This window comes from Paenibacillus sp. N119s (assembly GCF_059447605.1).
In genome coordinates this window covers 1-17886 of record NZ_JCAJRU010000088.1, presented here as the reverse complement: position 1 = coordinate 17886, position 17886 = coordinate 1, and the positions used below count along the sequence as shown (strand labels likewise).

At 47.7% G+C, this 17886-nt stretch carries 17 protein-coding genes and 1 riboswitch; of the genes, 14 read left to right on the top strand and 3 right to left on the bottom strand.

The features are described 5' to 3' along the window. Window positions 1–565 (top strand): helix-turn-helix transcriptional regulator (locus tag AC5V8P_RS12160; RefSeq protein ID WP_495473649.1); only part of this gene is annotated, 565 nt, incomplete at its 5' end. Window positions 566–651: 86 nt separating this feature from the next. Further along, window positions 652–1029, top strand: coding sequence for a VOC family protein (locus tag AC5V8P_RS12155; RefSeq protein WP_064796570.1), 378 nt, complete (start codon window positions 652–654; stop codon window positions 1027–1029). A 131-nt stretch (window positions 1030–1160) separates the two neighbouring features. Here the strand turns inward: AC5V8P_RS12155 and AC5V8P_RS12150 are convergent, their stop codons facing one another. Beyond that, window positions 1161–2198, bottom strand: coding sequence for an alpha/beta hydrolase (locus tag AC5V8P_RS12150; protein ID WP_063211561.1), 1038 nt, complete (start codon window positions 2196–2198; stop codon window positions 1161–1163). Window positions 2199–2495: 297 nt separating this feature from the next. Here AC5V8P_RS12150 and AC5V8P_RS12145 point away from each other — a divergent pair, with 297 nt between their 5' ends. Further along, window positions 2496–3239, top strand: a complete 744-nt coding sequence (locus AC5V8P_RS12145) for an IclR family transcriptional regulator (protein WP_064796569.1) — start codon at window positions 2496–2498, stop codon at window positions 3237–3239. A gap of 121 nt (window positions 3240–3360) precedes the next feature. Continuing rightward, window positions 3361–3472, top strand: a riboswitch (TPP riboswitch). Between the two features lie 183 nt (window positions 3473–3655). Next, window positions 3656–5470: a phosphomethylpyrimidine synthase ThiC gene (thiC, locus tag AC5V8P_RS12140; RefSeq protein WP_064796568.1), complete on the top strand. Its 1815-nt coding sequence runs from the start codon at window positions 3656–3658 to the stop codon at window positions 5468–5470. Window positions 5471–5672: 202 nt separating this feature from the next. Here thiC and AC5V8P_RS12135 read toward each other — a convergent pair whose 3' ends face one another. Beyond that, window positions 5673–5825 carry a hypothetical protein gene (locus AC5V8P_RS12135; protein WP_010348453.1) on the bottom strand — a complete coding sequence of 51 codons (153 nt, stop codon included), beginning with the start codon at window positions 5823–5825 and terminating at the stop codon, window positions 5673–5675. Window positions 5826–6332: 507 nt separating this feature from the next. Between AC5V8P_RS12135 and AC5V8P_RS12130 the strand changes: the two genes are divergently transcribed. The 3 genes from AC5V8P_RS12130 to AC5V8P_RS12120 all read left to right on the top strand — a co-directional run bounded on the left by AC5V8P_RS12130 (window position 6333) and on the right by AC5V8P_RS12120 (window position 8369). Beyond that, window positions 6333–7169, top strand: coding sequence for a YitT family protein (locus AC5V8P_RS12130; RefSeq protein WP_063211567.1), 837 nt, complete (start codon window positions 6333–6335; stop codon window positions 7167–7169). 163 nt (window positions 7170–7332) lie between these two features. After that, entirely contained in the window at window positions 7333–7977 is a 645-nt protein-coding gene (locus AC5V8P_RS12125) for an SdpI family protein (RefSeq protein WP_064796567.1), read from the top strand. A gap of 44 nt (window positions 7978–8021) precedes the next feature. Further along, window positions 8022–8369, top strand: coding sequence for a DUF1648 domain-containing protein (locus AC5V8P_RS12120; RefSeq protein WP_064796566.1), 348 nt, complete (start codon window positions 8022–8024; stop codon window positions 8367–8369). Window positions 8370–8443: 74 nt separating this feature from the next. Here AC5V8P_RS12120 and acnA read toward each other — a convergent pair whose 3' ends face one another. Further along, window positions 8444–11155 carry an aconitate hydratase AcnA gene (gene acnA / locus AC5V8P_RS12115; RefSeq protein WP_064796565.1) on the bottom strand — a complete coding sequence of 904 codons (2712 nt, stop codon included), beginning with the start codon at window positions 11153–11155 and terminating at the stop codon, window positions 8444–8446. 408 nt (window positions 11156–11563) lie between these two features. Here acnA and AC5V8P_RS12110 point away from each other — a divergent pair, with 408 nt between their 5' ends. The 7 genes from AC5V8P_RS12110 to AC5V8P_RS12080 all read left to right on the top strand — a co-directional run. Continuing rightward, on the top strand, window positions 11564–12559 hold the full coding sequence (locus AC5V8P_RS12110; protein WP_064796564.1) for an amidase domain-containing protein: 996 nt from the start codon (window positions 11564–11566) through the stop codon (window positions 12557–12559). A gap of 73 nt (window positions 12560–12632) precedes the next feature. After that, window positions 12633–13721, top strand: coding sequence for a D-alanine--D-alanine ligase (locus AC5V8P_RS12105; RefSeq protein ID WP_064796563.1), 1089 nt, complete (start codon window positions 12633–12635; stop codon window positions 13719–13721). Window positions 13722–13825: 104 nt separating this feature from the next. Next, window positions 13826–14149: a hypothetical protein gene (locus AC5V8P_RS12100; RefSeq protein ID WP_064796562.1), complete on the top strand. Its 324-nt coding sequence runs from the start codon at window positions 13826–13828 to the stop codon at window positions 14147–14149. A 137-nt stretch (window positions 14150–14286) separates the two neighbouring features. After that, complete coding sequence (uvsE, locus tag AC5V8P_RS12095) at window positions 14287–15288, top strand: UV DNA damage repair endonuclease UvsE (RefSeq protein ID WP_064796561.1); 1002 nt, start codon at window positions 14287–14289, stop codon at window positions 15286–15288. 175 nt (window positions 15289–15463) lie between these two features. Continuing rightward, entirely contained in the window at window positions 15464–16330 is an 867-nt protein-coding gene (locus tag AC5V8P_RS12090) for an inositol monophosphatase family protein (protein ID WP_063211580.1), read from the top strand. 37 nt (window positions 16331–16367) lie between these two features. Next, window positions 16368–16610 (top strand): hypothetical protein, encoded by a 243-nt coding sequence (locus AC5V8P_RS12085; RefSeq protein ID WP_063211582.1) that lies wholly within the window; start codon window positions 16368–16370, stop codon window positions 16608–16610. A 120-nt stretch (window positions 16611–16730) separates the two neighbouring features. After that, window positions 16731–17886: sensor histidine kinase (locus AC5V8P_RS12080; RefSeq protein WP_495473650.1), on the top strand; the 1156-nt coding region annotated here is incomplete at its 3' end.

Sequence of the window (17886 nt, the reverse complement as noted above, 5' to 3'; positions counted from 1 at the left end):
ATCAGAAGTACTGCAGTTCTCGGAAGCCCGTTCATTATTTGGCATTCGGATATATTCGGAATCAGCTCGTTCGATTCTAAAGATCCCCCCTTCGGCGTTAAAGGGAGAACGTATCTATTTGGAAGATGTCTTGGGCCTTAAAGGAATGTATTGGGTCGAAGAAATGTTAGCTGCCAAAACGATCTCTGACATTCTTACGGTTGCCGAGCATCATTTGGTTCAGATGCTGGCAGATAGCGATATAGCAATTCCCCCACTAGTGTATCAAAGCATGCAGATTATTTATGACCGCAAAGGGAATCTATCTGTAACGAATTTGGCCAATCAAGTTCACTGTAGTGAACGCCAGCTTAGAAGGGTATTCAATCAGGAGCTCGGCTTAAGTCCAAAGGAGATGCTGGGAATTGTCCGGTTTCAAAGCACACTACAAGAGTTTCATCAGGGTGGTTATTCCAGTTTGGTAGATCTTTCGCTCAAATATGGCTATTATGATGAGTCGCATTTTACCAATACTTTTAGGCATTATTATGGAAAGTCTTTTAAAGCCTTGATAAGAAAGAGATAAAAGAGTCCGTTTTTTCCTATTTGAACAGTCTTTATGATCGATACAATGGAGGTGTAAAATCAATTCATTGATGGGAGCTGTGAAGTATGGCAGTTAAGTTAAAAAGAATAGCGATTTTCGTAAAAGAAATGGAGAAGTCCTTAGATTTCTATCGGATTTTGGGCTTGGAAATACCGAAAAGCGCAAATGAAGAATCACATGTCGAAGTAGCATACAATGATGTTATCCTTGCTTTTGATACGTGGGAAACGGCGGGGATTATTCTAGGCAACCAGCAGGAGCCTGCCGGTTATCGGATGGAGCTTGCTTTCCAGTTTGACAGCAAGGAAGCGCTGGATGAATCATATGGCCGACTGAAAGAACGGGGACATACAGGGCATCTTGAGCCAAACGATACGCCTTGGGGTGAGCGTTATGCAATCATAAAGGACCCTGATGGCAATTTAATCAGTCTGGTCGCTTGATACGGATCCATTATAAACTGTTACATTTAATTTCTTATACATGGTGTCAGCTTCGCTGGGCCCCCCCTATTAGATGATCACACTGTTCACTTTAACGAAAAAACACGCCAAGAACATGGCGTGTTTTTTCGTTAAAATGTTGGTGGACCCCCTTGTAAAACTTTAGCTGTTTTCTTGTCCTCCAACTCCTGCACATTGCTTAAAAATGTCGATACCCGCCGTAAATACTCACGAGGGTGCTCTCTGAAAATAAGCTCATGTAACCCGTTTTTGACAATCCATACACTGGAAAGCGGGTTGGTCTGATTGGCAGCGAGCTTTTCCGCAATGGGGTAAGGAGCCTTTTCATCCTGTGTACCATGCACAAACATGATTGGAAACGGATAGTCCTCCTTTTTAACCTCCTGATATGGAATCTGATGCAAGCTGGTGCCGTTCAAGATGGGAAACAGCAATTCCAGTATTTCCAAAGATGGATGTCTCGGCAGATTAATTTGATTGTGAATGTTGTGATATAGCGTATCTGGTTCCAGCAAGAAGGTGCTGTCCAAAATCATTGCGTCCACATCCTTGGTTTGCAAGCCCGCCTGAAGAGCGGTTCCTGCCCCCATAGAAAAGCCCCATACGATAATTTCCGATGAGCCGCGTTGTTTTGCAAGCTGGATGGCCCCAAGAAGCTGTTGGGATTCCGCTTTACCGCCGGTTGCGACAGCCTTGCTGTTTTGTGACGCGAATCCGTAATCGAACATGACCACATTAAAGTTCAAACGGTGGGCATAATGCGCCAGATCATACATGGGAATCCAGCTTTCTTCACGGTTAGCCCCATAACCATGACTGAAAATAATGGTTTTCCGCGATTGATTGGCCGGGATATACCAGCCTTGTACCATGCGGCTGCCGTCCTTGGCCGGGAAGCTGACTTCCTCATAAGGCATACCTTTGGCCTGCATCGGATTAGAGTACAATGGTGCGACCGTGGGATTCGTAAGCACCCAAGCGATGTAAGCATGCAAGGCAATAAAACAAAACAACAGAAAAAATACGACCGACAGCAGCAGAGCAATCACAACGTGCTTGAACCGCAGCAGACGGGGATTAAAGAGTGGGGTGGACGGCTCCTGAACAGCGGTCTGTAGCTGAGCGTTGCGCTGGGATGTCGAAATCATGTAAGAGCCTCCTTATATAAAATTGATCTTCGAATCAGGAATATAGGTATAAACTCACTTGAAAATAGTAGGGTATGTCCGTATAGATACCTATTATCGTATGCTGGGGATTATCCAAAGTCAACGTCTGCACTGGAAAAGTAAAAATGATGCAAAGAATTGTCGATGTTTGTTCTTGTTCTGTAATATGGTTGTCACAAAAACATCGGTTTACAGTAGCCGCGACTATTCTATATAATTTATGTAACCATGTTTCATAGTGTGAAACGAATATGGATACAAGAGGAGCGGTTCACGATGGAAGACCGTAAATTAACCGTCCGCGCTGTAGAGCGTGCACTTGATATATTGCTGTGTTTTACCGCAAATTCTGATCTTGGTCTAACGGAGATTGCCTCCCAAATTGGTCTACATAAAAGCACCGTTCATCGTCTTTTGACTACGCTGGATGATCGAGGATTTGTCGTTCGAAATGCCGAAACGGAAAAATATAGGCTCGGCTTTCGTATATGGGAGCTGTCCACGCATCTGTCCCAAAGCGATGAGCCGGCGGTGTTGTTACAGCCTGCAATGGAAGCACTGCGTGATCGTTTAGGAGAAACGGTCAGCTTGTATTTGCGGGATGGCAGCATGCGTATTCGCATACAAGCCGTACAGAGCAACCAGGCGATCCGCAGGGTTGCGCCTGTAGGAGCGCGTATGCCGCTGGCTGTGGGAGCCTCCAGCAAGGTGCTGGCGGCCTTTATGCCGCCACAGGAGTTGGAGGTACTGCTAAGCGGGGAAGAATGGCCGCCTTCGGTAGATCCTGAGGCTTATAAAGCCCAATTGCAGGATATCCGTGAGAAGGGCTATGCGACCAGCTATGAAGAGCGTGAGCCAGGGGCAGCAGCTGTCGCCGCACCTATTGTGAATCGAAAGGGACAGGTCGCGGCGGCTTTATCTGTATCGGGCCCGGTTAGTCGACTTGCACCCGAGACGCTGCATGATTTTGCTCCAATATTGATCGAAGCGGCCAAGGAAATGGGGCTTATGCTTCCGTAACGGTAGTAGTGAATACCATAGGAAAGCATACAAGGGTTGCCAAAGCTATAAATTTAAAGTAGTCTGATAGAGATGGCGGGTTGTCTGTTATAGCCGCCAATACATGTGAATAAAAAAGTATCACAGTTACTGGGGGAGCCTGTAATGCGGGCTGAGATGGAATCGGGCAAGATTCCGGACCCTTTGCACCTGATCTGGATCATACCAGCGTAGGGAAGTAATCGGCCATTGAAATGTATACGCAGCTGCTGTCTACGGTGACGCATGAGGTTTTATTCTATGTGCGTCCTGTCTGGATAGCAGGCTCGTTTAATTAGCCGGTTCCCTGGGGAACCGGCTTTTTTGCATAGATCAGCGCCACCCTGGGAATGGTTCCGGATCGGTGTGTCATTTCAACGAAATGGGAGGAATGGACCATGAAACCGATGGAAACAGAAGGAACGAAGGAAATAGGAGTGAAATCAGCAGAAGTAGAGAAGACAAGGGTGGAGCAATCCAGTAGCGTTAAGTCTTTCCCGGGGAGCCGCAAGGTGTATATTCAGGGTTCTCGGCCAGATATTGCTGTGCCGGAGCGCGAAATCGCGCTGCATCCCACCTATACGCCGCAGGGCACGGAGTATCATGAGCCACTGCGTGTGTACGATACCAGTGGTCCGATGACTGACGAAGCCTATCAGATGGATATCCGTCAGGGCTTACCCCCATTACGGCGAGCTTGGACGCTGGAACGGGGGGATGTGGAGGCGTACGAGGGCCGCGCCGTCAAGCCGGAGGATAATGGGCTGAAACCCGGTTCCAAACGGGAGACAGTGGAATTTCCCGGCGTGACCAACCGTCCGCTGCGGGCTTCACAAGGGCGAACCGTGACGCAAATGCATTATGCGCGGCAAGGGATCATTACGCCCGAAATGGAATTTGCGGCGATCCGCGAAGGGGTAGAACCCGAGTTTGTACGGCAGGAGTTGGCGGCTGGCCGCGCCATTTTGCCGTCCAATATCAATCACCCGGAAAGTGAGCCCATGGTCATTGGGCGCCATTTTCACGTAAAGATCAATGCGAACATCGGGAATTCTGCGGTTACGTCCTCCATCGAGGAGGAAGTGGAAAAGATGACCTGGGCAGTGCGTTGGGGCTCAGACACCGTCATGGACCTGTCTACAGGCCGTAATATCCATACGACACGCGAATGGATCATCAGGAATTCTCCCGTACCGATTGGAACGGTGCCGCTATATCAGGCGCTGGAAAAGGTGAACGGCGAAGCTGAGAAGCTGACGTGGGAACTGTATCGAGACACGCTGATTGAGCAGGCGGAGCAGGGAGTGGACTATTTTACAATCCATGCGGGTGTATTGCTACGATATATACCGATGACGGCGAATAGAATGACCGGAATTGTATCCCGAGGCGGGTCGATTATGGCAGCCTGGTGCCTTGCACACCATCAGGAGAACTTTTTGTATACGCATTTTGAAGAAATTTGTGAAATTATGAAAACTTATGATGTGGCCTTTTCTCTCGGGGATGGTCTGCGTCCGGGGAGTATCTATGATGCAAATGATGAAGCACAGTTTGCAGAGCTGGAAACGTTGGGCGAGCTAACGCAGATCGCATGGAAACATGATGTCCAAGTTATGATTGAAGGGCCGGGACATGTCCCTATGCACAAAATCAAGGAAAATGTGGATTTACAAATGGAGATTTGTAAGGAAGCCCCTTTTTATACTTTAGGGCCGCTAACGACGGATATCGCACCAGGATATGATCATATTACCTCAGCTATCGGGGCGGCTATGATCGGTTGGTTCGGGACATCCATGCTGTGCTATGTTACTCCGAAGGAACATTTAGGCCTGCCGAACAAGGATGATGTCCGCGAGGGAGTCATTACCTACAAAATTGCCGCACATGCTGCTGATTTGGCGAAGGGTCATCCACGGGCCCAGCAGCGTGACGATGCTTTGTCCAAGGCGCGTTTTGAATTTCGCTGGCGCGATCAGTTCAATCTTTCGCTTGACCCTGAGCGGGCCTTGTCCTACCATGATGAAACGCTACCGGCAGAGGGGGCTAAGGAAGCCCACTTTTGCTCGATGTGTGGTCCTAAATTTTGCAGTATGCGTATCACGCAGGACATTCGCGCTTATGCAGCTGACAAGGGGCTGAATGCTGAGGAGGCCGTCGTCGCCGGGATGCGTGAGAAGGCAGAGCAGTACAGGAGTACGGGACAATAAATCGGTAGTGGGCAGCTCAAACAACCAGGTAGACCAACGGATAGCGCTGGGTAGTTTGCCGAACGCTTAAATCCATGAACGGATGAGTTTAGGTTTAGGGATATATGGGTAACAAAAAGCCGTAGTTCTCTACATTGATGTAGAAAACTACGGCTTTTTCAGCTTATGTAAAGCGAAACATAAAACCGGTTGAAACGGTGCTTTATTTTTTACCCATTTTTTCATTCAAAATGTCCTGAAAGCTGAGCTTCTTCTCCGAGCTATCTTCTTTCTTCTGCATACTCACCGCGTTGGCACGTTGGTATTGGTGGTGAAAAGGCATCAGGGTGTGGACAGTTAAGTTCATTGTATTCATGTGGGTCATTCCTCCAATTCCATATTGTCAAATTCAGCTTGAGTTGCTTAGAACGTCTGTATAGGACTATCTGTATGTACTTGATGTCGCAATGCCGTGTAGGTTGCTTGGTAATGTTTCAATCATTATACCCGCATTTATCCAAAGTAAAACGCTTTTGCCATAAAACAGGAAGATGGTCGTAGGTGTCCAAAATGTGTATTAGGAGGATGGTCATTTTAGGGGAAAATGTGCCTAGGATCAAAACAAGGGCTAGAGGCCCGCTTTCTTAGTTTAGCAGTCGGGATTGTGTTTTTTTGTCGAATAAGCTTGTTTAAGCGGGATTTTGGCAAATTCTAAAGTTGGATTAAGGCAGTCTGGTGGCGAATTAAAGTGTCAAAGTTGTATTGACTTTATGTTGGGGAGTGGATACCATGAACTGGTTGTCAGCGTATTTTGGCAAGAAGAGTCAGCCAATCCATCTGGCAATTCATCGGTTGAAATGTTAGAGAGAGGATTAGAACATATATGAAAAAAAGTATGGCAGATATCGTATTTATTATTGTAGGTGCGTTTTTATTCGCACTGGCTGTTAATCTGTATGTGATCCCGAATGAGTTTGGCGAGGGGGGCGTTACCGGGGTTACGATTATCTTGTACTACCTATTTCAGTGGTCTCCCTCGATCGTCAATCTGGTGATTAACGGCTTGTTGTTAATTGTCGGATATAAATTTTTGGACAAGCGAACGACCCTGTACACTATAATTGCGGTTGCTTTTAACTCATTGTTTTTACATTTAACGGTTAACTGGCGGATTGATTCGCATGAGCCGACGATTAATGCCATATTTGCCGGAGTTATGATAGGGGTTGGAATTGGCTTAATCGTACGGGTAGGTGGTACAACGGCGGGAACGGTCATTTTAGCCCGGATTGCCAACAAGTATCTGGATTGGAATATCAGCTATGCTTTGCTGTTTTTTGATTTGATCGTTGCTTTCTCTTCCTATTTTATTATTGGTCCGGAAAAGTTGATGCTGACCATCGTTATTTTGTATGTCGGTACGAAGGTGATGGACTTCATGATTGAAGGACTGAATCCGAAAAAAGCGGTTATGATCATTTCGGAGCACCAGGATAAAATTGCCGAGATGGTTATTACGAAAATGGATCGTGGGGTTACCGTCCTGTCAGGCCACGGATATTACACTAAAAATCCAAAAGAAGTTTTATATATTGTCATTAGCAAACAAGAGGTATCAGCGCTTAAAAAGATTGTAAAAGCGATCGATACAGCAGCGTTTATCACCATTCATGATGTGCGGGACGTGTTCGGAGAAGGCTTTTTGGATATTTCGAAGTAATTGGCATACGAAGGTAAGAATATAAGAGAATATAGTTGTAAGCCGGTTCTGAGAGGGTCGGCTTTTTTTTGCTGTTGTGATGTTTATTTCATTTTCGGGTTTGGAAAATATGCATAATAAAGTGGAGTCACTCAATTTCTGTTATATGGAGGGTGTAAGCGGGATGGAGAGTACAAGCAACTATAATGTAAAAGAAGAATTCAAGAAGCCGTGGATGCATGTGTCTATGTTCTTTATTGTGCTGCATGTTATAAATTTTTCTTTGTTTTCCTCCTCGTTTCATTCCGCTAACGATCGTATAGCATTGTTGTATTTTCCATTAGTTACTATGGTTTTAACACTGGCTATCGTAGTACTGAATCCAAGGTGTTCAAAGCATAGAGACACCATTACTGAACGTATGCTCGCTTCTTACCGTAAGATTTGTGCAAGTGTGTTTGTTGTACTTGATTTGATTTTCCTTGCACTCATGTTCAAATATTCGGATGGATTTCTATTCAGCACATTAAAATTAGCCTTATTATTGTCGGCTATTTTGCATTTAGCAATAGGAATATCTTTTGCTACAATAACACCCAATCGTCTAATCGGACTAAAGTTCCCTTGGCTGCTTTCCAATGAAAGGGCATGGAAGAAGACACATCGCATCTCTGCTTATATCTGGATAGCTTTTGGCTTAATAGGGGTTGCCATAGGTTTAGGACAAGAAGTTAATGCGTATATGGTACTCGCTTCTTTTTTGCCCACGATGATTAGTTTTATTATTTCTCTCTTACTAAGCCAGGGAAGTAAAGATATAGGCTGCTGATCTGTGTATCATATAAATCGTTTAGCTCTAAAAGGAGGATTTTCATGCGAGGTAGGTTAAATAGTTTGAATTTAATGTCATTTCTTCTTTCTATTGTGCCCTTCAGCATCTACTTGTTTATCTATCCGACAATGCCGCGAAATACAGCAATTCACTACAATTTCAATGATGTCGCTGATCGTTTTGTTGACAAATCATCCCCTGAGGTATGGTTGTTGTGTGCACTTAGCTTCATAGCTTTTGTGATTACACTATTTCTCCAGCCTTTTCTCAGTCGTCAGTTCAAGAGCGAAGAAGGTTCTGCAATCATGGAAAGCCTGCCTGGTCTCTTCACACTTCTTATAACCCTTGTGTTCTCAATCCTCGGCATATGTTTTCTTTGTAGGGCTTGAAGCATGTAAAAAATCCCCTCTCAATTGCAGCTTACACTGCATTTGGGAGGGGATTTTCATTATTCACCTGATTATTACGCTTGAATCATTTGACGCAATACGGTTTGCAAAATACCACCGTTGTGGTAGTAGTCGATGTCGACGGTGCTGTCCAGACGGGCAGTGACCGGGAATTCGAACTTGGTGCCATCCTCGCGTTTGGCTACAACCGTAAGTTCTTGACCTGGTTTCACGTCATTGTCAATGCCGAGGATGTCGAAGGTTTCGCGACCGTTCAGACCCAGGCTGGACCAGCCATAGCCTTCTTGGAATTGCAGCGGTAATACACCCATGCCAACCAGGTTGCTGCGGTGAATCCGCTCGAAGCTTTCAGCAATGACGGCTTTAACACCTAACAACAGCGTACCTTTGGCCGCCCAGTCACGGGAGCTGCCTGTGCCGTATTCCTTGCCGGCAATGACGATCAGGTTCTGATCGGCTGCCTGATATTTCATGGACGCATCATAGATGGACATTTCCTCATCTGTTGGCAAGTATTTGGTCACGCCGCCTTCGGTCCCTGGAGCAACATTGTTGCGGATACGGATGTTGGCGAATGTACCGCGCATCATGACCTCGTGGTTACCGCGACGGGAGCCGTAGGAGTTGAAGTCCTTGCGCTCTACGCCGTGCTCCTTCAAGTACAGCCCTGCCGGGCTGGAAGGGGCAATGTTGCCTGCTGGTGAGATATGGTCAGTCGTGACCGAATCATTCAGCAGGGCAAGGACACGGGCATTGCGGATTTCCTTAATATCCTGCACACCATCTTGAAGCCCTTCAAAGAATGGCGGGTTTTGAATATATGTTGAATTTTCATCCCATTCATATAGTTCGCCTTCAGGAACTGGGATGGAATTCCATTTTTCGTTGGCGGTAAATACATTTTCGTATTTGCGACGGAACATATCAGGGCTGAGAGACAGGCTGATCGCTTCCTTGATTTCTTCGGAAGTAGGCCAGATGTCCTTCAGGTAGACAGGCTGATTGTCCTGATCGTAACCAAGCGGGTCATTCGTCAAGTCAATGTTCACCGTACCTGCCAGCGCGTAAGCGACAACCAGTGGCGGTGAGCCAAGATAGTTGGCTTTGACCTGCGCATGCACACGGCCTTCAAAGTTCCGGTTACCGGAAATAACTGCGGCCACGGTCAGATCATTGTCTGTAATGGCCTGGCTTACTTCGTCAGGAAGTGGCCCGGAGTTACCGATACAGGTCGCGCAGCCATAGCCTGCCACGTGGAAACCGAGAGCTTCCAGCGGTTCGATCAGCCCGGCCTTATGCAGGTACTCCGTCACGACGAGGGAGCCTGGTGTCAGGCTGCTTTTAACATAGCCTGGCTTTTTGAGCCCGCGTTGTACTGCCTTTTTGGCGAGCAAGCCTGCGCCCACCATAACGCTTGGGTTAGAGGTGTTCGTGCAGCTTGTAATGGCTGCAATCACGACTGAGCCAGTACCCAGCTCGCTGGTGGAGCCGTCTGGATGGGTCAGCGGAATCTTCTGAGCAATCTTTTCATCGCTCAGTCCATAGCCGCCTTTGTCCACTGGGGTACGGATAATGCCTTCGAAGTTTTCCTTCATGTGGCTCAGCTCAACACGATCCTGCGGACGTTTGGGTCCAGCAAGACTTGGTACAACCGAAGCCAGGTCCAATTCAATCGTATCGCTGAACACAGGGTCCGGAGTATCGGCTGTGCGGAACATGCCTTGTGCTTTGTAATATTCCTCTACGAGACTGACTTGCTCATCGGAACGTCCGGTGCTGCGCAGGTAAGCCAGCGTTTCGGCATCGACTGGGAAGAAGCCGATCGTTGCGCCGTATTCTGGTGCCATGTTGGCAACGGTCGCACGGTCAGCCAAGCTGATGTTGGCCAGACCTGGGCCGTAAAATTCTACGAATTTGCCGACTACGCCTTTTTTACGCAGCATTTGCGTAACGGTCAGCGCCAGGTCCGTAGCGGTAGCTCCTTCCGACAGGCTGCCTGTCAGCTTGAAGCCGATCACATCGGGAGTGACAAAATAGAGCGGCTGCCCGAGCATACCCGCCTCTGCCTCAATCCCGCCGACACCCCAGCCTACGACGCCCAGTCCGTTAATCATCGTCGTATGGGAGTCTGTTCCCACGAGGGAATCCGGGAAAACAACGGTGTCGCCGTCGATAGTTTTGGTGGCGGCTACGGAAGCGAGATATTCCAGGTTAACCTGATGAACGATTCCCGTGGACGGCGGCACTGCACGGAAGTTATTAAATGCTGTTTGTGCCCAGCGCAGAAAACGGTATCGTTCTTCGTTGCGCTCAAACTCTACATTAATATTGTAGTCCAGCGCGTCACTGGTTCCAAAAGCATCAACCATGACCGAGTGGTCGATTACGAGATCGACAGGAACGAGCGGATTGATTTGTTTCGGATCACCGCCTGCTTTTTTCACTGTATCACGCATGGCCGCCAAATCGACCACCACCGGAACGCCAGTGAAATCCTGAAGCACAATGCGTGCCGGAATGAACGGAATCTCCTTGTTGTTGTCACGATCTTCAGCCCAGCCTGTCAGCTGCTGCACATGTTCTTCCGTAATGGCGCGTCCGTCAAATTGGCGAACCGCAGCTTCCAGCAACACTTTAATGGAGAAAGGCAGCTTGGCAACACCGCTTTTTCCTTGTTCCTCCAGTGCCTTAAGACTGTAGTAGCGATAAGGCTTCCCGTTGACTTCCAGACTACGGGCAATGGAGAATTGATCTTTTCCTGACATAAGTATTACCTCCTTGAAGTGGCTGCTTGCGGGAAAATAGGGATGTCTTTTTTCGACGTCTTGCACATTTGGTTTGAATTGGTTACGTTCTCAATTTCATCTTCAGGGGTTCATGGAAAGTTAAGAGTTTGAGATGAATGCAAATTGTTTCATTAGGTGAAACATGATTTCAAAATGATTGCTTTTGGATTAAGTATACCGTTTTCAGACGGTTCCGTAAAGTTTTTTTGGCCTAAATTATGCGTGTGAGGCTTGAAAGCAAAACGTTCCGTTCTCCAGCGTTTCGATGTTCATACTAAGCTTTAAAGATTCATACTTATAGATAGAGAGCATATCAGACCAGAACGCTATAGATCAGCGTGGTTATCCCCGAATAACGATAGCGAGACGAAAAATGGAGGGATAGGGATGGGGGAGCGGGAATGGAAACAGGCCCTTTTTGCTTACGTCAATCAGTACAATCGCAGTGAGGTAAATGGTATACCACAGCCGGATGAGTACCTGGAGGTGGGCCAGCGAATGGAGCGGGCAGCACGTGCGGCCAGACTTGAGCAGTGGTACAACGAGCGGGACGCCGTTCCCCTACGCAGCGAGACACGTGCCAAGCCGCTGCGAATCGTGCAGGATGCACCGGATGAAGCAGTGGTCGACGTACAGCTGCATGTGCGGCTTTTTTACGAAAAGGGCGGCATGACTCACCGGGAGGATCGGATTGAACGGGAGCGTCTGACGTTTACACGCGAGGGCGAAGCCTGGCAGGTGACGAGGATCGAGCGCGATCCGGCAGAACGAAAGCCGGCGGGAGGAGAGGTTCCTTTTGAACAAGCGTCGTTCAATCAGGGAGGAAGTCTGCCGCTGCTGAATCGTGGTGTGCTGGGCTTTGGTTCGTCAGCACGTCCCAGCCGGTATCGTCGTGAAGAAGCAGCGGCCTATGCAGATCAGTGGTGGGATAGCTTTAACCCGGAGTTTGAGGGATTTGATGTGGATTGCACCAATTATATCTCGCAGTGCCTCTTTGCAGGTGGCGCACCGATCCACTATACTGGTAAAAGAGAATCGGGCTGGTGGTATAAAGGACGGGTCGCTGGACGTGAGCTGTGGAGCTATAGCTGGGCGGTTTCCAACAGTCTGGAGCGGTATTTGGGCTCCAGCACCTGGGGGTTGACCGCAGAGCAGGTGAGCCGACCGGAGCAACTCATGCTGGGGGACGTCATTTTTTACGATTGGGATGGTGACGGAACTTTCCAGCACAGCACGGTGGTAACGGCCTTTGATGCTGGCGGCATGCCGCTGGTCAATGCACATACGGTAAGCTCCAGACATCGTTATTGGGACTATAAAAATTCGTATGCATGGACGGACAATACGGTATATCGCTTTTATCACATCGCCGACTATTTTTAAATGAGATGATGGAAAACAGGTACAGTGACGCAAATCAGGCACAATGACGAAAGCAGGAAAGCGGAGGATAGGCATGGCAAATCAAAAATTGACCGTAGGGCTGGTGTACGGTGGTAAATCAGGCGAACACGAGGTTTCGCTGCAAACGGCGTATGCGGTAATGAACGCGTTTAACTATGAGAAATACGAGATTATTCCTTTTTATATTACGAAGGCTGGCGATTGGCGTAGAGGGGCGCTGTTAAGTGCGCCTCTGACTACGGTAGAGCAACTGAAGCTGGAGCACGCTGAGGGCGGTACCAAGGCGGCATTAGATACGTTGTTCGGCAAGCTGTACGGAGAGCAGACGCTGGATGTACTGTTTCCGTTGCTGCATGGCACCTTTGGCGAGGACGGAACGATTCAAGGTCTGTTCGAAATGGCCGATATGCCCTATGTCGGGGCAGGAGTGCTGGCTTCGGCAGCGGGTATGGATAAGGGCGTCATGAAGAAGCTGTTTGAGCATGCAGGATTGCCGCAAGTGAAATACTGCTATTTTAATAGCACACAGTGGGCACAAACCGGTCATGACTTGGTGCGCAACATAGAAACTGAGTTAGGTTATCCTTGCTTTGTCAAACCAGCCAATCTGGGATCAAGTGTCGGTATTTCCAAAGCCAGTAACCGAGAAGAATTGGAAAAGGCTGTAGACCTGGCTCTACAATACGATTTGAAGGTGATTGTCGAGGAGTACGTCGATGCCCGTGAGATTGAGGTCAGCGTACTCGGCAATGACGAGCCGATTGCCTCGGTACCGGGTGAAATTGTTTCGTCGAGTGATTATTACGACTATGCTGCTAAATATACCGATGGTCAATCGGAAATGCTCATTCCGGCCCCATTGGATGAGGAAGTGGCAGATCGGATCCGTGAAGCCGCATTACAAGCTTTTCGCGCTCTGGAAGGTTGCGGGATTTCCCGTGCAGATTTCTTCGTTAGACGATCAGATGGGCATATCCTTATTAATGAAGTGAATACGATGCCTGGCTTTACACCTTTCAGCATGTATCCATTATTGTGGAGAGAAACGGGTGTATCGTATGCAAGTCTGTTGGATCGCATGATTGCTCTTGCAATGGAGCGTTATGAACGCAGGTCGGCGCTGCACTATGAGAACCTATAAAAACGAAAAACGAAGGGGAGCTGATCACTCTCCTTTTTGTTTCATATATTGACTTACTTGAGCATTTTATTTAACTAATGAGGCATGAAAGGTGGCGGCTACACATGGGCTTTCAAACAGAATTTAACTCGGTGTGCAAATTCAAGAGCGAGCAAGAGCTTTACGAATTGCTGGAATATGGACGTGGCAAAATGGTTAAATCCGGATTGCGCGTTTTTCCGACGGGACAGAAGGTCATCGCTTACAGCGTGGATAACGTGGCAGTAGCCATCGTTCAGATTGTGGGCTGTATCGCTGAAATCAATTTCCAAGGTGACGAAGTGACCGAGGTAGAAATGACTCTCATTCGTAAGCTGAACGAAGAGGAATCCAGAATTCAGACTGCACTGGCGGATGAAATGTTTTTTGGAGCACAGCAGCGATCCTAGCTGTTTCCTTTCCACAGTTTGTGCAATACACCGAATCAGCGGATGCTTTTCCGGGTATGATCAGTAGAAAAAGGGTTAAGGTCACAGATAGAAAGCGGCCTTGCCATCTACTGCGAACTGCTGAAAGGAAGGACACTATGATTGTAAGATTCGGTTATGTTGCCATGTCGGTCACTGTGCAAAATGCATCCCCTTCTAAAACCATGACCATGGCCAGTTTTAATAAAATCGGAGACCGGGAAGCCGCGATCCGCAAGCTAGAACGGATTGCAGCCGAAAATCTCCATAATACATTGAGGCTGCTGCGCCATAATCGTGCGAGTGATATTCAGGTCTATCGTTTCTCATCCAAGCTGATTCCGCTCGCGACCCATCAGGATCTGCGGGACTGGGACCCGTTTCAGGCGCTTGCCGCTGATTTTGCAGAGGTGGGAGACTATGTCAAAGCGAATAAAATGAGGGTATCGTTTCATCCCGATCATTTTACAGTGTTGAGTACTCCTCGACCTGAAGTGTTGCAGAGCTCCATTCATGATCTGAAGTACCACGTGGCGATGCTGAAGGCCATGGGACTCGGTGCCGAAGCCAAGAACAACATTCACATGGGCGGTGCCTACGGAGATAAGGTGACCTCAGGTCAGCGTTTTGTAGAGCAAGTGAATGCCCTGGATCCTTCATTAAGAGAACGGATAACATTGGAAAATGATGACAAAACGTTCAATGCGGTGGAAACCCTGGAGGCTTGTAAATTAACAGGCTTGCCGATGGTTCTTGATATCCATCATCAATGGGTCAACAACGAGGGGGAGAAGCCGTGGGAGCTATGGCCGGATATATTGGACACCTGGAAAGGGGAATTGGCCCAAGCCGGATCTTCTGCTGATCATCCATTGCCGCCCAAAATCCATGCGTCCAGTCCCAAAAGTGAAAAAGACCCACGTGGTCATGCGGACGGTGTTCTGGTAGAGCCATTGCTTACCTTTTTGCGTAATATTGCTGGATATACGGATCGACTCGATGTTATGCTCGAAGCCAAACTGAAGGATGAAGCATTGTTTGGATTAATGAATGAACTGCGTCTTCAGGAAGATAATGGGGTCAAAGTGTTAGATGGGGCATCCATAGAAATTACGCCTTAAAAAGTAGTATTTTGCGGATAATGCTTCCAGATGGTGAAACTTTATGAACCTTATTGTGTATACTAGAATGTGTAAACTAGCAAACTTGCACTGAAACAGAGATGGTTAAGAGACTGTGCTATAGCGCAGGACTCATAAACCACGTAACAATGATATAGAAAGTAGAGTGAACACGTTGAACGAACATGAAAACGAAAAGGTTCCCTATATCGTATCAGGAAAAAGCTATACGGCCGTGGCTATTAATGCGGCATCCAAAGCCGGAGAGTGGATTAAGAGCAGACTGGGAACGGTTGAACAATTGAGTACCAAGCAGTCGCCGACCGATCTAGTGACCGAGGTAGATAAAGGTGCAGAACAGATGATTCGCAGACTCATCCTCACCCATTTTCCCGATCATGCCATTTTGGGTGAAGAAGGGGTAGAGCCTGGAGCCGAAGCTTCTGCACGAGCGTTAGAGGCTGCCCGTGAAGAGGAATATTTATGGATTATTGACCCGGTAGACGGCACTACCAATTTCGTGCACAGTCTGCCGTATTACAGTGTGTCTATTGCCCTGGCCCATCGTGGCGAGGTGATTGTTGGGGTCATTTATGACCCGTCCCGTGATGAAATGTTTGTAGCGGAAAAAGGAAAAGGCGCATATGTCCACGGCAATCGTATGCAAGCATCGAGAGAAGAAACGTTGGGAGATAGTCTGGTGTGCATCGGTTTCCCACCGGATCGTACGTATGCACAACCGTTGAATATGAAAATTACACAGGTTCTTACACCACAGGTACGCGGCATTCGAGCGCTCGGCTCGGCAGCCTTGCATCTGGCTTATGTGGCGTCAGGACGTCTGTCTGCTTATTGCGAAATTGGTTTGAATGCCTGGGATGTGGCTGCGGGCGCTTTGCTGGTACAGGAATCAGGAGGCACCATCACAGACACATTGGGTAGGCCTTATGACTTGAGTGTACGACATGTTGTAGCTACGAATACAGCTATTCATTCTCAACTTATTCAAGTGCTGAAAGAAGCAGACGCAACTGGGTTATAATACTGCGTACACCATCATCCTGAAGGAGGAAATCGCGATGAGCCAATCCGAAGAATTGGAACGCCAGCTCAGTGAATTGCTGACGGAAGGCGAAATTCGTGAGAATGAGGCCAAAAAACGGGAACGACTCAGTCCCAAATATGAGGTGCGGGTTCAGACTCAAATGGACCCGATAGTCGAGGAGACCCGTAAATACCGGAAGATGGCACGTGAGCTTGATGACCGATATGACGAATATATGAGCAAGGCGGACAAATCAAAAGCAACCGATCAACGCTAAGCCCCCCCCAAATACCTCTTGCCGAATGACCAAGGCATGGGGTATTTTGTATAATATATGGAGTTTTCTCCATGTTGAGCTTGGACCGGGCAGGACGAGCGAAGGAGGCGACATGTGCTGATTACCTATTTTAAGAGCGCTTACAAAAATGCCGGAATCCATCATAAGATGGTGCTGCTGATTACGGCGCTCATGCTGGTTAACTTTGCGGTTGTTGCAGTCATACTTAAATACGTATTTCATATTTATGATAATCAAATGTACAAAAAGACATCCGAGGTACTCAATATTTCTTCCATCGGCATTGAAAATGAGCTGAAGGATGTTGAAAAAGTTACTTTTAAGGTCATAACGGACGAGCAGCTTCAGCGTTATTTGCTCCAGTTGGAAAAGGAAACATCACCTTATGTCAAAATGGTATTGCGCAAAAAAATAACCAATAGGCTTATTGCCTTCGCCGGTTCTGAAACCTATGTCTATTCTATGATGGTGATCGACAAAGAGGGACAGGTCATGAGTGCGGGCAACCGCGAAGGTATCCCCCAAGAGCTGCGATCTACCCTGACGGAGTTGGCAGACAAATATGACGGCTCCCATGCATGGTATGCGGCAGGTCATTCCTCCTTGTTGGCTGCACGGCAATTCAAATCCTTTACTGATTCCAATTTTACGCTAAATGGGCTCGGAACGCTTGCGATTCGTGTGCGAATTGACCGGATTGTAGCGGATCGTGTGCAGACCTCCGGCCGTGATGGACAGCTGATGATTACAGACGGAAGACGGATGATTTATCCCGAAACACCACTTTTGAGTGAGATCGATATTCAAGCAGAGCTTGGACGGAAGCAGCCGTACGGGATTGCAACCTATACAGGCGGGACCTTTTTTGCCGCTCAAATCAAATCCTCTTATACGGGTTGGACGTATTTACATATCACTCCCTTTGATGACATGTTCCGCAGTATGACCATAATCAAAGAAATTGTAAGCGCAATTTTTGTCATTATGCTACTTATTGCACTGGCGCTGGGAGCAAGGTTATCAGGTAGCATTACTCAACCGATCGTTCAGTTGATCCAGAACATGCGTAAAATAGAAAAAGGCGATCTCGACCGTCTGGAAGAGGAAGCGCTTGGGGCCGTCCCCCTTTCCACACAGGATGAGGTCGGCCTCTTGCATCGGACGTATAAGAAGATGATCCGCCGTATTCGCGAGCTTATTAATGAGAATGTTGCCAAGCAGCTATTGCTGCGGGAAACGGAGCTGAAGGCGCTTC

Excerpts from the sequence above, each read along its gene's own strand:
- acnA (WP_064796565.1), bottom strand. The coding sequence starts at position 11,155 with ATGTCAGGAAAAGATCAATTCTCCATTGCCCGTAGTCTGGAAGTCAAC.
- AC5V8P_RS12120 (WP_064796566.1), top strand. The coding sequence starts at position 8,022 with ATGCGAGGTAGGTTAAATAGTTTGAATTTAATGTCATTTCTTCTTTCT.
- AC5V8P_RS12085 (WP_063211582.1), top strand. The coding sequence starts at position 16,368 with ATGAGCCAATCCGAAGAATTGGAACGCCAGCTCAGTGAATTGCTGACG.
- AC5V8P_RS12110 (WP_064796564.1), top strand. The coding sequence starts at position 11,564 with ATGGGGGAGCGGGAATGGAAACAGGCCCTTTTTGCTTACGTCAATCAG.
- AC5V8P_RS12125 (WP_064796567.1), top strand. The coding sequence starts at position 7,333 with ATGGAGAGTACAAGCAACTATAATGTAAAAGAAGAATTCAAGAAGCCG.
- AC5V8P_RS12150 (WP_063211561.1), bottom strand. The coding sequence starts at position 2,198 with ATGATTTCGACATCCCAGCGCAACGCTCAGCTACAGACCGCTGTTCAG.
- AC5V8P_RS12135 (WP_010348453.1), bottom strand. The coding sequence starts at position 5,825 with ATGAATACAATGAACTTAACTGTCCACACCCTGATGCCTTTTCACCAC.
- AC5V8P_RS12155 (WP_064796570.1), top strand. The coding sequence starts at position 652 with ATGGCAGTTAAGTTAAAAAGAATAGCGATTTTCGTAAAAGAAATGGAG.
- thiC (WP_064796568.1), top strand. The coding sequence starts at position 3,656 with ATGAAACCGATGGAAACAGAAGGAACGAAGGAAATAGGAGTGAAATCA.
- AC5V8P_RS12145 (WP_064796569.1), top strand. The coding sequence starts at position 2,496 with ATGGAAGACCGTAAATTAACCGTCCGCGCTGTAGAGCGTGCACTTGAT.
- AC5V8P_RS12100 (WP_064796562.1), top strand. The coding sequence starts at position 13,826 with ATGGGCTTTCAAACAGAATTTAACTCGGTGTGCAAATTCAAGAGCGAG.
- uvsE (WP_064796561.1), top strand. The coding sequence starts at position 14,287 with ATGATTGTAAGATTCGGTTATGTTGCCATGTCGGTCACTGTGCAAAAT.
- AC5V8P_RS12130 (WP_063211567.1), top strand. The coding sequence starts at position 6,333 with ATGAAAAAAAGTATGGCAGATATCGTATTTATTATTGTAGGTGCGTTT.
- AC5V8P_RS12105 (WP_064796563.1), top strand. The coding sequence starts at position 12,633 with ATGGCAAATCAAAAATTGACCGTAGGGCTGGTGTACGGTGGTAAATCA.